14 protein-coding genes and 1 tRNA gene are annotated in these 15156 nt (G+C 69.6%); 10 read left to right on the forward strand and 5 right to left on the reverse strand.

From position 1 onward, the window contains the following. Positions 1-27: 27 nt before the first annotated feature. Complete coding sequence (locus tag L3078_RS16905) at positions 28-1617, reverse strand: purple acid phosphatase family protein (RefSeq protein ID WP_239754614.1); 1590 nt, start codon at positions 1615-1617, stop codon at positions 28-30. A 186-nt stretch (positions 1618-1803) separates the two neighbouring features. Between L3078_RS16905 and L3078_RS16910 the strand changes: the two genes are divergently transcribed. Together L3078_RS16910 and glmS are read left to right on the forward strand one after the other, a co-directional pair. After that, positions 1804-2061, forward strand: a complete 258-nt coding sequence (locus tag L3078_RS16910) for a hypothetical protein (protein ID WP_215455650.1) — start codon at positions 1804-1806, stop codon at positions 2059-2061. Positions 2062-2102: 41 nt separating this feature from the next. After that, positions 2103-3920: a glutamine--fructose-6-phosphate transaminase (isomerizing) gene (glmS, locus tag L3078_RS16915; protein ID WP_239754615.1), complete on the forward strand. Its 1818-nt coding sequence runs from the start codon at positions 2103-2105 to the stop codon at positions 3918-3920. Positions 3921-4144: 224 nt separating this feature from the next. Here the strand turns inward: glmS and L3078_RS16920 are convergent, their stop codons facing one another. Then, on the reverse strand, positions 4145-4675 hold the full coding sequence (locus tag L3078_RS16920) for a universal stress protein (RefSeq protein ID WP_239754616.1): 531 nt from the start codon (positions 4673-4675) through the stop codon (positions 4145-4147). A 529-nt stretch (positions 4676-5204) separates the two neighbouring features. On the opposite strand from L3078_RS16920, the gene L3078_RS16925 reads away from it, so the two are divergent. The 4 genes from L3078_RS16925 to L3078_RS16940 all read left to right on the forward strand — a co-directional run bounded on the left by L3078_RS16925 (position 5205) and on the right by L3078_RS16940 (position 8020). Continuing rightward, positions 5205-5510, forward strand: coding sequence for a hypothetical protein (locus L3078_RS16925; protein ID WP_239760347.1), 306 nt, complete (start codon positions 5205-5207; stop codon positions 5508-5510). A 378-nt stretch (positions 5511-5888) separates the two neighbouring features. Continuing rightward, entirely contained in the window at positions 5889-7115 is a 1227-nt protein-coding gene (locus L3078_RS16930) for a helix-turn-helix domain-containing protein (protein ID WP_239754617.1), read from the forward strand. Between the two features lie 103 nt (positions 7116-7218). Further along, positions 7219-7821 carry an oligoribonuclease gene (gene orn, locus L3078_RS16935; protein WP_239754618.1) on the forward strand — a complete coding sequence of 201 codons (603 nt, stop codon included), beginning with the start codon at positions 7219-7221 and terminating at the stop codon, positions 7819-7821. A 126-nt stretch (positions 7822-7947) separates the two neighbouring features. Next, positions 7948-8020, forward strand: a tRNA-His gene (locus tag L3078_RS16940). 73 nt (positions 8021-8093) lie between these two features. Here L3078_RS16940 and L3078_RS16945 read toward each other — a convergent pair. Then, positions 8094-8585, reverse strand: a complete 492-nt coding sequence (locus tag L3078_RS16945) for a hypothetical protein (protein ID WP_239754619.1) — start codon at positions 8583-8585, stop codon at positions 8094-8096. A gap of 159 nt (positions 8586-8744) precedes the next feature. Here L3078_RS16945 and L3078_RS16950 point away from each other — a divergent pair, with 159 nt between their 5' ends. Continuing rightward, entirely contained in the window at positions 8745-9194 is a 450-nt protein-coding gene (locus L3078_RS16950) for a pyridoxamine 5'-phosphate oxidase family protein (protein ID WP_239760348.1), read from the forward strand. Here the strand turns inward: L3078_RS16950 and L3078_RS16955 are convergent. After that, a complete protein-coding gene (locus tag L3078_RS16955) occupies positions 9169-10014 on the reverse strand; it encodes a serine/threonine protein kinase (RefSeq protein WP_239754620.1) in 846 nt (281 codons plus the stop codon). The genes L3078_RS16950 and L3078_RS16955 overlap by 26 nt on opposite strands. Before the next feature lie 171 nt (positions 10015-10185). Further along, positions 10186-11241, reverse strand: a complete 1056-nt coding sequence (locus tag L3078_RS16960; protein WP_239760349.1) for a LacI family DNA-binding transcriptional regulator — start codon at positions 11239-11241, stop codon at positions 10186-10188. 539 nt (positions 11242-11780) lie between these two features. Here L3078_RS16960 and L3078_RS16965 point away from each other — a divergent pair. Genes L3078_RS16965 through L3078_RS16975 form a run of 3 tightly spaced genes read left to right on the forward strand, consistent with a single transcriptional unit; the run spans position 11781 to position 15033 of the window. Beyond that, entirely contained in the window at positions 11781-13106 is a 1326-nt protein-coding gene (locus tag L3078_RS16965) for an ABC transporter substrate-binding protein (protein ID WP_239754621.1), read from the forward strand. Then, positions 13103-14131 (forward strand): carbohydrate ABC transporter permease, encoded by a 1029-nt coding sequence (locus L3078_RS16970; protein WP_239754622.1) that lies wholly within the window; start codon positions 13103-13105, stop codon positions 14129-14131. The genes L3078_RS16965 and L3078_RS16970 overlap by 4 nt, the downstream gene beginning before the upstream one ends. After that, complete coding sequence (locus tag L3078_RS16975) at positions 14128-15033, forward strand: carbohydrate ABC transporter permease (protein ID WP_239754623.1); 906 nt, start codon at positions 14128-14130, stop codon at positions 15031-15033. The genes L3078_RS16970 and L3078_RS16975 overlap by 4 nt, the downstream gene beginning before the upstream one ends. Positions 15034-15156 lie beyond the last annotated feature (123 nt).

The raw sequence follows: 15156 nt of genomic DNA on the forward strand, positions 1-15156 counted from the left end.
GAGGACCGCCCGTACCGCGAGGTGAGGTCACTTGGCCCGGCGCGCCACCGTGAAGTGGTCGACCCGCGCGCCCGTCTCGGCGATGCCGCTCACGGTCAGCGTGGCGTAGTGCCCCTTCGGCGCGGGCTTCACGTCCACTCGGAGGAAGGAGTAGTCGAGGTACCGCACCCGCGACCAGGTGACGGTCTCGTTCTGCTTGCCGTCCTTGACGTTGATGTACGAGGAGACCGACTCGACCTCGTTCTCGTGGCCCTCGTACGACAGCGGGGCGCTGAAGGCGTAGAGGCTGCGGCCGGCCGCGCCCGCCGTGACGTACACCACGCCCTCGGTCTCCGGGTAGGCCGTGCCGCCGATCGGCAGCTTCTTGACGACCGCGCCGCCCTTGATGACGTCGGTGCGCTCGTACTGGTGGTTGTGGCCGTTGATGACCAGGTCCACCGAGTACTTCTCGAACAGCGGCACCCACTCCTGTCGCACGCCGCCTTCCGAGGCGTGCGCCGTGGAGGTGCAGTACGCGCAGTGGTGGAAGAAGACCACGACGAAGTCGACGTCACGGGAGGCGCGGAACTTCTTCAGCTGCGCCTCCAGCCACTTGGTCTGGGTGCCGCCGGAGATGCCGAGGTTGGCCGGGATCTCGAAGGAGATGTCGTTGGCGTCGAGCGAGATGACGGCCGTGTTGCCGAAGACGAAGGAGTAGACGCCCGGCAGGTTCTTCCTGTCGGGCCCGTTGTCGGGGAGGTTCCAGCGGGCCTCCTCGCCGCCGTAGCCGTTGGGCGAGTACCAGGCCTCCATGTCGTGGTTGCCGTAGGCGGGCATCCACGGCACGGACTTGGCGACGGACTCGGTCTGGGCGAGGAACTGGTCCCACACCCGGGAGTCGAAGCCGGTGTCGGCGGTCTTGCCCTGGCCGGCCGGGTCGGCGTAGGCGATGTCACCGGCGTGCAGGTGGAAGGCCGGGTTCTGGCCGAGCAGCAGGCTGTTGTTGGCGAGGCCGTGGTAGCCGACGCCCTCGTCGCCGAACGCGGTGAAGGTGAAGGGGGCCTTGTGGGCGGGGGCGGTGGTGAAGGTGCCGAGGGTGCCCAGCAGGTGCGGCTCGGCCGGGTCGAAGCCGGCGTGGCCGACGCCGTAGTAGTAGGTGCGGCCGGGCTTGAGGTGGGTGAGCTCGGCGTGGACGTAGTACTGCGTGTGGTCGCCGCTCGCGCCGACCCCGGCGGGGGTGTGAAGGGTGCGGACCTCGGCGTCGAGGCGCCGGGAGAGGTCCTGCGGGTGGGCGCCGATCCGGATGAACGGTTTCTTCACGGCGACCGGGACCTGCCACGAGACGGTGACCTCGGTGCGCGGGTCGTTGCCGAAGGCGAGGTGGCGGCCGAAGGGGGCGACGAGGGATCCGTCGACGCGCTCGGCGCTCGTACGGGCCTGGGTCGGGACGGAGGAGGAGCGGAGCGCGGCCGGCGTGGCGGCCCGGGCGGCGGTGGCCGGGACGAACACGCCGCCCGTGACGGCGCCGAGCGTGACCGCGCCGCCTCTGATCATCGAGCGGCGGGAGAAAGTGGAGCGCAGGTACTCGTGCTGCTCGGCCATGCTCATGCGCTCGGCCAGCCGCTCGGGTACGCCCATGCGAGGAATGTCCATGGCGCCCGAAAGTCGTCGCCTCAGGCGACGGACTGCCGGACGCCGGGTGGACAGCGCGCGAACAGGTCCTCATGACAGATCCAATGTTCTCCCAAAGAGATTCAACACACCCCTGCCCGATTTCGGGCAGATTTCTTGCACATCACTCTGTGGTGCCCCAGGATCTACCGAGTGCACGACGAACTCGTTGATCACCTGACGCGATCCTCGCCCCTCAACCGGGGCGAGGCGCTGCGTGTGATCCAGGACGTGCTCGCCTACTTCGACGAGACGACCGAGGAATACGTCCGTCGCCGCCACCGCGAGCTCCAGGCCCAGGGCCTGGTCAACGCGACGATCTTCGAACAGATCGAGGCGGACCTGAAGTACCGGGCGGTCGCACCACCGGAGCTCACGCTCAGGCAACTGCGCCGCATCGTCTACGGCTGAACAGCCACGGCTGAACACCTACGGCTAGGGGATACGTATATATGTGCGGGATTGTCGGTTACATCGGCAAGCGCGACGTGGCGCCGCTGCTCCTGGAGGGCCTGCAGCGCCTTGAGTACCGGGGCTACGACTCGGCGGGCATAGTGGTCACCTCGCCCAAGACGGCCGGCCTGAAGATGGTCAAGGCCAAGGGCCGGGTCCGGGACCTGGAGGCCAAGGTCCCCGCGCGCTTCAAGGGCACCACCGGCATCGCCCACACCCGCTGGGCCACCCACGGCGCCCCGTCCGACGTGAACGCCCACCCGCACATGTCGGCCGACAACAAGGTCGCCGTCGTCCACAACGGCATCATCGACAACGCCTCCGACCTGCGCAGGAAGCTCGAAGCGGACGGCGTCGAGTTCCTCTCCGAGACCGACACCGAGGTCCTCACCCACCTCATCGCCCGCTCCCAGGCCACCACCCTGGAGGAGAAGGTCCGCCAGGCGGTCCGCATCGTCGAGGGCACGTACGGCATCGCCGTCATGCACGCCGACTTCAACGACCGCATCGTGGTCGCCCGCAACGGCTCGCCCGTCGTGCTCGGCATCGGCGAGAAGGAGATGTTCGTCGCCTCGGACATAGCCGCTCTGGTCGCCCACACCCGCCAGATCGTCACCCTCGACGACGGCGAGATGGCCACCCTCAAGGCCGACGACTTCCGCACCTACACCACGGAGGGCACCCGCACCACGGCCGAACCCACCACCGTGGAGTGGGAGGCCGCCTCGTACGACATGGGCGGCCACGACACCTACATGCACAAGGAGATCCACGAGCAGGCCGACGCCGTGGACCGCGTGCTGCGCGGCCGCATCGACGACCGCTTCTCCACCGTGCACCTCGGCGGCCTCAACCTGGACGCCCGCGAGGCGCGCCAGATCCGCCGCGTCAAGATCCTCGGCTGCGGCACCTCGTACCACGCGGGCATGATCGGCGCCCAGATGATCGAGGAGCTGGCCCGCATCCCCGCGGACGCCGAGCCGGCGTCGGAGTTCCGCTACCGCAACGCGGTCGTCGACCCCGACACCCTCTACATCGCCGTCTCCCAGTCCGGCGAGACCTACGACGTACTGGCGGCCGTCCAGGAGCTGAAGCGCAAGGGCGCCCGGGTCCTCGGCGTGGTGAACGTCGTCGGTTCGGCGATCGCCCGCGAGGCGGACGGCGGCATCTACGTGCACGCCGGCCCCGAGGTCTGCGTCGTCTCCACCAAGTGCTTCACCAACACCACGGTCGCCTTCGCCCTGTTGGCGCTGCACCTGGGCCGCACCCGGGACCTCTCCGTCCGCGACGGCAAGCGGATCATCGAGGGCCTGCGCAGGCTCCCCGCCCAGATCTCCGAGATGCTGGAGCAGGAGGAGGAGATCAAGAAGCTGGCCCAGGAGTACGCCGAGGCCCGCTCGATGCTCTTCATCGGCCGCGTCCGGGGCTACCCGGTGGCCCGCGAGGCCTCCCTGAAGCTCAAGGAGGTCTCCTACATCCACGCCGAGGCCTACCCCGCCTCCGAGCTCAAGCACGGCCCGCTGGCCCTGATCGAGCCCGCCCTGCCCACGGTCGCGATCGTCCCGAACGACGACCTGCTGGAGAAGAACCGCGCCGCCCTGGAGGAGATCAAGGCCCGCAGCGGCAAGATCCTCGCCGTCGCCCACCAGGAGCAGGAGAAGGCCGACCAGACGATCGTCGTCCCCAAGAACGAGGACGAGCTGGACCCGATCCTCATGGGCATCCCCCTCCAACTCCTCGCCTACCACACGGCGTTGGCCCTCGGCCGGGACATCGACAAGCCGCGCAACCTGGCCAAGTCGGTGACGGTGGAGTAAGGGCTCGAGGCCCCACAACGAAGACGGACCCCCACGTGATGCCACCCATCACAAGGGGGTCCGTTCCATGACGCCGGGGGTCGCCCAACCACCCCGCGCCGCTGCCAACTACCGTGGCCGTCACACCACTCGGTCCGGCATCACGCGGGTTATGCCCTTCACAAGGACACAAACACCCCTACGCGCCAGTAGACTTACGCGTTCTCGAACTGAACTCGAACTCGTCAGGGAATGACGATGACGGGGCGCTGCGCCCGCTTGGCGAGCCGTCCGGCGACGGACCCGAAGATCCGGCCCACGATGCCGTGCGTCGACCCGACGACGATCGCGTCGGCCTCGTACTCCCGCCCCACCTCTTCGAGTTCGTGGCAGATGTCGCCACCACGCTCGACCAGGATCCAGGGCACCTCGACGAGGTAGTCCGCGCAGGCGAGCTCCAGCCCGAGGACCTCGGTGCGGTGATCGGGGACGTCGACGAACACCGGCGGCTCGCAGCCGGCCCACACGGTCGTGGGCAGCCGATTGGCGACGTGCACGATGATCAGGCCCGAACCGGAGCGGCGGGCCATGCCGATGGCGTACGCGAGGGCACGCTCACTGGACGTCGAACCGTCGAAGCCGACGACGACGCCGTGCTGGAAGGCGGGGTCGCAGGAGGGGCGTGCCTCTTCCGCCGCGAGGGGCTCTGCCGCCGCGTGATCGGCGACGGGCCGCCGCTTGCGGTCCGCGGAGTCGAAGAATTCGTGACCGGCCATGGGTGTCTCGGCGTTCGGATCCTCGTGGATGGGACGACGTGGATGGGACGTCGGTGCGCGGCGGAGCCGTGTCCGGGAAACATCTTCCCAACCCCATACCCCCAAGGGTACGTCCGCACGCCTCCTCCGCCCAGATCCCGCACCGGCTGCGCGGGGTTCCAGGGAGCATGCACGAGCACGCCCCCGTAACGCAATGGTTGCTGCCACGTACAGCCGGTTTACGCGGGTAGGTGAACGCCGGCCCCGCGCCCCGCGCCAACCCGATCAAGCGGCACCAGTGACCGACGGGTCGAACACGCGTTGAACCCCCGTAAGCCGATCCCGAGGGAGCAGGAGGGAGCCCGCAGTGCCCGCCCACCGCACAGCACACCGAACCGCACCCCGTACGACACCCCGCACCGCGCCCCGGTCCGCCCCCACTCCGGAAGCCGCAGCCGAACCCGGGCCCGAAGCCGCGGCCGCAGCCGTCGCCGGCTCCGACGACAGCACCCCGACCCCGCCCGGGCCTCCCGCCGACACCGCCACGGACGTGGTCCGCTGGGCGGCGTTCAGCTGCGTCCTCGTCCCGGTCGTCCTCGTCTGGTACGGCACCTCACTCGCCGGCGCCACCGGCGCGGCCCTCGGCCTCGCCGCGGTCACCGGCGTCTGCCGCGTCCTCCTCCGCCAGTCCGAACGCGGAGCGGCCCGCGCGGCTCGCGGCGCCCGCACGGCCCCTACCACCGCCGCCCGTTCGATGGCCGAAGATCGCGCCTCCGCACGCGGCCGACGCGGACGCCCCACCACCGGGGCGCACGGGGGCGGACGGAACTCCGGTACGAGTACGCCGGTCGACTGACCGGTTTCCGCGCACACCCCCGTATCTTTTCAGCCAACTTCGGCCACCTGCACATCCCTTGGTCGAACACCCCTCCACCCCCCGTTCGACCTGCACTGAAAGGGGTCAAGGGCCCGCGCGCACCCTACGTGGACCGGCCACTGGGACAAGGCGCACTTCCCTGCACGGCCCGCGAGTGCAACGCTTCGTGATCGAATGCTTTACGCCAAGTTGCCATGTCGACAATGTGCCGGTTGGCGATCTGGTCACGCCGGCACCACGGGACACAGTAGATTCGATCATGACTGTCTTACGGCGGGGGACTCGTGCAGGACCAAGGGGAAACGTGCAGGAGCGACACAACCGAGGAGCCGCGACCACCGAGGGGGGCTTAGCAGTATGAGCCACGACTCCACCGCCGCGCCGGAAGCCGCGGCCCGGAAACTGTCCGGGCGACGCCGCAAGGAGATCGTCGCGGTGCTGCTGTTCAGCGGCGGTCCCATCTTCGAGAGTTCCATACCACTGTCGGTGTTCGGGATCGACCGCCAGGACGCCGGCGTACCGCGCTACCGCCTGCTGGTGTGCGCGGGCGAGGAAGGCCCGCTGCGGACCACAGGGGGCCTGGAACTCACCGCACCGAACGGCCTGGAGGCGATCTCGCGGGCGGGCACGGTGGTCGTGCCCGCATGGCGTTCGATCACCTCACCGCCGCCGGAGGAGGCGCTCGACGCACTGCGCCGAGCGCACGAAGAGGGCGCCCGCATCGTCGGGCTGTGCACCGGCGCATTCGTGCTGGCCGCCGCCGGCCTGCTGGACGGCAGGCCCGCGACGACGCACTGGATGTACGCGCCGACGCTGGCCAAGCGCTATCCGTCCGTCCACGTCGACCCACGAGAGCTCTTCGTGGACGACGGGGACGTACTGACCTCGGCCGGCACCGCGGCCGGAATCGATCTCTGTCTGCACATCGTGCGGACGGATCACGGGAACGAGGCGGCGGGCGCGCTGGCCCGTCGTCTGGTGGTCCCACCACGTCGATCGGGCGGCCAGGAGCGCTACCTCGATCGGTCTTTACCCGAGGAGATCGGCGCCGACCCGCTCGCCGAGGTCGTCGCCTGGGCGCTGGAGCACCTCCACGAGCAGTTCGACGTGGAGACGCTCGCGGCACGGGCGTACATGAGCCGTCGTACGTTCGACCGCCGGTTCCGCTCGCTCACCGGGAGCGCTCCCCTGCAGTGGCTGATCACTCAGCGCGTCCTGCAGGCCCAGCGTCTGCTGGAGACGTCGGACTACTCGGTGGACGAGGTCGCGGGGCGCTGCGGCTTCCGTTCGCCGGTGGCGCTGCGCGGGCACTTCCGGCGGCAGCTCGGTTCGTCGCCGGCGGCGTACCGGGCGGCGTACCGGGCCCGGCGGCCGCAGGGCGAGAAGGCCGGCGACCACCACGACGGCCCGCACGGCGTCCCGGGGCCGCCCCCGGTGGCGCCGGAGCACGCGCCGGTACCGCTGCAGGCCCGGCGCACGGCCGCGGCGAGCGCCCTGGCGCCGTCGGCGTCCATGTCCACGGAGGGCGCCAAGCCGGAGCTGTACGCGACGGGCCGCCTGCCGGGCCAGCGCAGCGCGCCGTAGCCCACAGGGCTGTGTGACGGCCCGGTCCCGCACCTGATCACCCCGTGATCACGCTGGTGCAGGACTGGGCCGTACGGCTGTCACGGGCCGTAAGGTGAGACACATGAACGATCGCATGGTGTGGATCGACTGCGAGATGACCGGCCTCTCGCTGTCGGACGACGCGCTCATCGAGGTGGCCGCCCTCGTCACCGACTCCGAGCTGAACGTGCTCGGCGAGGGAGTCGACATCGTCGTCCGCCCGCCGGACTCGGCGCTGGAGACGATGCCGGAGGTGGTGCGCGAGATGCACACCGCGTCCGGCCTGCTGGACGCCCTGGCCGGCGGCACGACGCTCGCCGACGCCGAGGAGCAGGTGCTGGCGTACGTACGGGAACACGTGAAGGAACCGCGCAAGGCTCCGCTGTGCGGCAACTCGGTGGGCACGGACCGGGGCTTCCTCCTGCGGGACATGCCGACGCTGGAGGAGTACCTGCACTACCGCATCGTGGACGTCTCCTCGATCAAGGAGCTGGCGCGGCGCTGGTACCCGAGGGCGTACTTCAACAGCCCGGAGAAGAACGGCAACCACCGGGCCCTCGCCGACATCCGCGAATCCATCGTCGAACTCCGCTACTACCGCGAGGCGATCTTCGTGCCCCAGCCCGGCCCCGACTCGGACACGGCCCGCACGATCGCCGCGAAGCACGTCCTGCCCGGCCGGTAGCCCCGCCCCCGGGGCCCGCCGGCCCCGGAACCGCCCCCACCGAAACGCGTGCACGGGCACCCCTTCAGACCCTGTACACTTTTTCTCGGCCGGTCGGTGAAACCTTCGGATGAACCGCCGGTCATGGTGGGTGTAGCTCAGCTGGTAGAGCACCTGGTTGTGGTCCAGGATGTCGCGGGTTCGAGTCCCGTCACTCACCCTTGAGGAACAAGCCCCGATCTGGGAACGGATCGGGGCTTGTTCGTGTGCGGCCGGTCACCTCGCCGCCGGGCTCAGCAGTCGTCGTAGCGCCAGACCCCGGCCTCGCGAGCCCACGCCTCCTGCTTCTGGTCGAACTTGGGGATGCCGACGCCGTACGAGACGCGCGCCGCGTCGCCGGACGTGGATATCTCGTCGACCTCGAACCGCTTCACGTCCTTCGGCTCGGAGTCGCCGACAGCCCGCTCGGTCTGTTCGGCCCGTTCGGTCAGCACGGCCATGCCGGCGCGTGTGATCACCTTCTGGCAGCGGGCGGACAGCATGCCGTGGGTGGTGTCGGGGTCGTTCGCGAAGTACGCGGCGGTGTAGGCACGGACCGCCGCTTCGAGATCGGCGGTGTCGGCGGTATCGGGGTCCGAGGTCGCGGACCGGCTGGGCATGGCGCTCGGCTGCCTCGCCGCGGCGGACGGTGTGCCGTCGGCGTTGCCGCCGGGCTCGTCGTCGGATGTGCACGCGGTGAGCGCGAAGAACGCGGCGACGACTAAGACGGTGGTACGGGTGCGCATGTTTCCCCCTGAGAGCTGTGAGTCAAGGAAGCATCGTGGCACGCGCCCCTTGGCCACACGCCGGGACCCTGGTCCAAGGTCCAAGGTCCAAGGTCCAAGGTCCAAGGTCCAAGGTCCTAGGTCGAAGGTCGCTGGGCAGGAGCCGTGGGGCACCGGAGGATGGGAGCCGTGGCCTCTCCTGACTTCGACGTGGACGACTTCCTGCGGCAGCCCCTCACCGCCCGCCTCGCGACCAACGGCCCCACGGTGCGGCCTGTCTGGTTCCTCTGGGAGGACGGTGCCTTCTGGGTGCTGACGGGGCCGTGGGCCCGCTTGTTCGACCGGGTGAAGGAAGACCCACGCCTCGCCCTCGCCGTGGACGAATGCGATCTCGCGACGGGGCGGGTCCGGCAGGTGATCGCTCGCGGACGCGGTGAGCTGGTGCCGTTCGACGTGCCGAGAGGCCGACGCAAACTGACCCGCTACCTGGGAGCCGACGAAACCACCTGGGACACCCGCTTCGTCCACTACCTGCACGACGCCCCGACCGAACGAGGCACGACGTGGCTCCGCCTGACCCCCGACACGCTCACGGCGACGGACCTCAGCTACGCGACCACGCTTCCCTGAACTCCCGCACCCCCGCGAAGCGTTCACCGGGATCGGGGTGCGTGGCCCGCTCCAGGACGTCGAGTTGGGCCGCCGTACCCCGCCAGGCGCGCTCCTCGTCGCCGGCGTCCAGCAACAGCCGTGCGGTGCGCCCCAGCGCGTGGACCGTGGTGCGCGCGTCGATGGTCGCGCCGCGCGCGAACTCCTCCGGCGCCATGAAACGCGTGGATCCTGGCAGCCGCTCGGCGTCCAGCACGAAGGGGCCCGGGCGGTACTCGTCGAGGTCGATCAGGCTCATCTCCCCCGCCGCAAAGTCGTACAGCAGGGCGCCGTCGTAGAGATCCACGGCGACGTACCCTGCGTCCTCGACGGCAATATGGGCGTCGAGGACGCGGGCGAAGGCCTCCTCGATCCGGTCGACGGGCAGCGCGCGGAAGCGCGCCATCGGGCTGCCGGGGCTCCTCCGGTCCCCTCTGCCATGCTCGGCGGGGTCGTACAGCACCTCGCCGTCCCGCCAGGGCATGACCACGGCCGACCCGAACCGGGACGCGATCCGATGCAGCTGCGGGACGATCACCGGGTGTCGGACGGACCGGTGGAAGTCCCACGCCCGCTCCAACGACCGCAGCCCCCTCCCACCGAGGGCCGTCTTCACGAACCACCGCTCATCGCGGTCCGGCAGCTGAACGCCATAGGCCACGCACCCTGAGTCCTGCCTCCCGAACACCCGGAAGACGTCGCCGATGCGGGCCAGGTAGTCCCCTATGGGGCCTTCGACCCCGTCGACACCCAACAGCGGGTGGTCGCCCGTGCTTCCCCCGCCACCACCAACCTTCTCCATGAAGGCCAGGCTGCCAGCAGCGCGCCCCGCACGCAGTGGGGCGTGCTGCCTCCAGCCGCACCCGCGCGTCTTGGTCCCGCACGGCCGCATGCACCGTGTCCCTGTCCAGGTCCATCGTTCACCTCCATGCCGCTCCATGCCGGCGATATGCATGGGCAACCATGGCGTACTTCACGACGAAGCCCGCGCCACCAACTCCGTAGGAAGCACCACCTGGCGTCGTTCCAAGCCCCTCGACACCGCCGGGCGGCGGTCGGCGATCTCGTCGAGGAGGAGGTCGATCATGGCGCGGCCCATTTCCTCGATGGGCTGGCGGACGCTGGTCAGAGGGGGATCCATGTGGCGGGCGATCGCCGAGTCGTCGTAGCCGACGAGGGCGACGTCGTCAGGTATGCGGCGGCCCGCCTCGCGGAGGACCTGGCGGGCGCCCGACGCCATGACGTCGGACTCGACGAAGACCGCGTCGAGGTCGGGGCGGCGGGACAGCAGTTCCTTCATCGCCCGGCGGCCGCCCTCCTCCGTGAAGTCGCCGGGGACGATCAGGCGCTCGTCGACCTCGCGGCCGGCGTCGACGAGGGCCTCGCGGTAGCCGACGACCCGGCGCTGGGCGCCGTAGACGTCCAGGCGCCCGGTGATCGTGGCGATCCGGGTGCGGCCCCGCTCGATCAGGTGTTCCACCGCCGAGCGGCCGCCCCCGTAGTTGTCGGAGTCGACGGAGGGGAGCGTCTCGTGCTCCGAGCGGGGGCCGCTGATCACCGCCGGGATCTCCAGTTGCGACAGCAGATCCGGGAGCGGGTCGTCGGCGTGGACCGAGACCAGGAGGACCCCGTCGACACGGTGCGCGGCCAGGTACTGGGCCAGGCGGCGCCGCTCCCGGTCGCTGCCCGCGAAAATCAGCAGGAGCTGCATCTCCGTCTCGGACAGCTGGGCGCCCACGCCCTTGAGGATGTCGGAGAAGTACGGTTCCGCGAAGAAGCGGGTCTCCGGCTCCGGCACGACCATCGCGATCGCATCCGTGCGGTTCGCCGCGAGCGCCCGCGCCGCCGTGTTCGGGACGTAGCCGAGCTCCGCGACCGCCGCCTCGACCGCCGCGCGGGTCGCGTCACTGACCCGGGGCGAGCCGTTGATCACCCGGGACACCGTCCCCCGGCCCACACCGGCCCGTGCGGCGACCTCTTCCAACGTCGGCCGGCCACCGCTCCGGCCCCGTGCTCCGTGGCCTGCCACCATGGTCGCCTCCCGTTCACACCGCGCTGGCGTGGAATCTAACAGTCCTGATCCTCGTACGACGTCCGGGAAGTGGTCGTCCGGGTTTCAGCACGAGCGGTCGGACCGCTGGTTACACGAGTCCAACGGTCCCACAGGGCCCGCGCCCCGACTCGCGCCCGGACTCCGGCGCCGGTTCCGCCGGCCCCCGAAGCCCAACCGCGCCGCGTTCCCACCGGCCTCCGAAGCCCACCCGAGCCCCGGCCCATCCCGCGCCCGCGCCGATCCCCGCGCCCCGCCCGCCCCGTTTCCGGGCATGGCCGACCACCGGCCCCCGGGTTAGTTAACAGCCCGATAACCGAAGACATCTCTCCGCGTTCGCTCCCTTGACACCCCCGCAGGAACCGACGACTCTTCAACACATCACTTGTGGGAGCGCTCCCACAGTACCTGGCACTTACACAACCCGCACGTTCCCCGCCCGAGCCGCAGTTTGAACTAACGGGCCCAACAACACCGTTGGCCGGGGGGTCGGCACGTCAGGGCATCAGGAGGACGCAATGCGAGCACGTACCCGAACCGCCCGCAAGACGGTGGTCCTGGCAGCCGTCGCCGCCCTGGGCGCGGGGCTGCTGGCCGGCTGCGCCGAGGACTCCGGCGGCTCGTCGAACGAGGGTGACGGAAACGGCGACACCGGGGGCAAGACCACGCTGACGGTCGGCACCTTCGGCGTCTTCGGCTACAAGCAGGCCGGCCTGTACGACGAGTACATGAAGCAGAACCCGGACATCGTCATCAAGGAGAACGTCACCACCAAGACCTCGGTCTACTGGCCCAAGACGCTCACCCGGCTGCAGGCCGGCTCCGGCACCGACGACATCCAGGCGATCGAGATCGGCAACATCGCCGAGGCCGTGCAGTCCCAGGGCAACAAGTTCGTGGACCTCGGCAAGGAGGTCGACAAGTCGCAGTGGCTGGACTGGAAGAACCAGCAGGCCACCACCAAGGACGGCAAGCTCATCGGGCTCGGCACCGACATCGGCCCGATGGCGATCTGCTACCGCAAGGACCTGTTCGAGAAGGCGGGCCTCGAGACCGACCGCACCAAGCTCGCGGAGCAGTGGAAGGGCGACTGGAGCAAGTACGTCGACCTCGGCAAGGAGTACATGAAGAAGGCGCCGTCGGGCACCAAGTTCGTGGACTCGGCGTCCTCCGTCTACAACGCGGCCCTCGGTGGCGCGTCCGAGCGCTACTACGACAAGGACGGCAACCCCATCTGGGAGAAGTCCACGGGCGTGAAGGACGCCTGGGACGCGGCCATGTCCGTGGCGACCAGCGACATGTCGGCGAAGCTGAAGCAGTTCGAGACGCCCTGGGACCAGGGGTACGCCAAGGGCTCCTTCGCCACGGTGGCCTGCCCGGCCTGGATGATCGGCTACATCCAGGAGAAGTCCGGTGACTCCGGGAAGGGCAAGTGGGACGTGGCGGCGGCGCCGACCGCGGCCAACTGGGGCGGCGCGTTCATCGGTGTGCCGACGGCGAGCAAGCACCAGAAGGAGGCCATCGCGCTGGCGAAGTGGCTGACCGCCCCCGAGCAGCAGGCCAAGGTCTTCGCCAAGCAGGCCAGCTTCCCGTCGACCCCGTCGGCGTACCCGACGCTCAAGCCGAGCCCCGACACCACCGCGTACTTCTCCGACGCGCCGCTGACGCAGATCTTCTCCGACTCGGCGAAGACGATCCCGGTGCAGCACTTCGGCACCAAGGACCAGCCGATCGGCACCGCGATCGCCGACATCGGCATCGTGCAGGTCGAGCAGAAGGGCAAGAGCCCTGAGGAGGGCTGGGAGGCCGCCAGCAAGGAGATCAAGGACGTGCTCGGCCAGTGACCAGCTCCAAAGAGGCACTCGCGCATTCCGCGGCGAGCGCCGAGACCGCGCCCGGCGATGAGCCGGGCGCGGTCCGGGGCGCTCAGGGTCGCGGTACGCCGTCGGCCGGCACCGACTCGTGGCGCAGCCGGCTGTACCGCTGGGACATGAAGGCGTCCCCGTACGTCTTCATCTCCCCCTTCTTCCTGATCTTCGGGGCGTTCTCGCTCGTCCCGCTGCTGTACACGGGCTGGTACTCGCTGCACAACGTGCAGCTGTCCGACCTGGACAACCAGACCTGGGTGGGCCTGGACAACTACCAGAACCTGCTGTCCTCGGACTTCTTCTGGAACTCCCTCTGGGTCACCTTCTCCATCGGCGTGATCGCGACCGTGCCCCAGCTGCTGGTGGCGATCGGCATCGCGCACCTGCTCAACTACCGGCTGCGCGGCTCGACCGTGTGGCGGGTCATCATGCTGACCCCGTACGCCACGTCGGTGGCGGCGGCCACCCTGGTCTTCGTGCTGCTGTTCTCCTGGGACGGCGGCATGGTGAACTGGCTGCTGGACTTCGTCGGGATCGACCCCGTCAACTGGCGTGAGTCCAACTGGGGTTCGAAGTTCGCGGTCTCCACGATCGTGATCTGGCGGTGGACCGGCTACAACGCGCTGATCTACCTCGCGGCGATGCAGGCGATCCCCGGCGATCTGTACGAGTCGGCGTCCCTCGACGGCGCGAACCGCTGGCAGCAGTTCATCCATGTGACGATCCCGCAGCTGCGGCCGACGATCCTGTTCACGGCGGTCGTCTCCACGATCGGCGCGACCCAACTCTTCGGTGAGCCCCTGCTGTTCGGTGGGGCCGACGGTTCCAAGGGCGGCTCGGAGCACCAGTACCAGACGCTCGGCCTGTACATGTACGACCAGGGCTTCATGATCGGCAACCTCGGCAAGGCGTCCGCCATCGCCTGGACGATGTTCCTGATCCTGCTGATCGTGGCCGCGATCAACCTGCTGCTCACCCGACGGCTGAGGAAGACCCCATGACCACGAGCGAACTGACCCGTCCCCGGGCCCCGCAGCGGGCGCCGGAGACGAAGGCCTCCCGCCGCCGGGTGATGGGCGCGGGCAAGCAGATGCACGCGGGGCCGCTCACCTACATCGTCCTGACCGTCTTCGCCGTGGGTTCGCTCGCGCCCCTGCTGTGGACGGCGATCGCGGCCTCGCGCACCAGCGAGCGGCTCGCCGAGGCGCCGCCGCCGCTGTGGTTCGGCGGCAACCTGTTCAAGAACCTGGAGACCGCCTGGGAGCAGGCCGGGCTCGGCACCGCGATGCTCAACACGACGCTCGTGGCCGGGACGATCACCATCGGTACGGTGCTGTTCTCCACGCTCGCCGGGTTCGCCTTCGCCAAGCTGCGGTTCCGGTTCTCCAGTCTCCTGCTGCTGCTGACCATCGGCACGATGATGATCCCGCCGCAGCTGGCCGTCGTCCCGCTGTATCTGTGGATGAGCGACCTGAACTGGTCCAACCAGCTCCAGACGGTCATCCTGCCCACGCTGGTCAGCGCGTTCGGCACGTTCTTCATGCGGCAGTACCTGGTCCAGGCCCTGCCCTCCGAGCTGATCGAGGCGGCCCGCGTCGACGGGGCGAGCAGCCTGCGGATCGTGTGGCACGTGGTCTTCCCGGCGGCGCGGCCGGCGATGGCGGTGCTGGGGCTGCTCACCTTCGTGATGGCCTGGAACGACTTCCTGTGGCCCATTCTCGCCCTGAACCAGCAGAACCCGACGGTCCAGGTGGCCCTCAACGCCCTCGGCACCGGCTACATCCCCGACCAGTCGGTGATCATGGCGGGTGCGCTGCTCGGCACGTTGCCGCTGCTGATCGCCTTCCTCCTGTTCGGCAAGCAGATCGTCGGCGGCATCATGCAGGGCGCGATCAAGGGGTGAGGCGGCTCGTCGCCGTCCGCTCCACCGCGCGCACACCTTCGAGGGCCGGGCCACCGCCGTCCCGGCCCTCTCTTCTCTCATCCCCCCACCCACCACTGTCGGTCTCCACGACCACTATGGGAG

This window comes from Streptomyces deccanensis, from assembly GCF_022385335.1.
GTDB classification, from domain to species: Bacteria; Actinomycetota; Actinomycetes; order Streptomycetales; family Streptomycetaceae; genus Streptomyces; species Streptomyces deccanensis.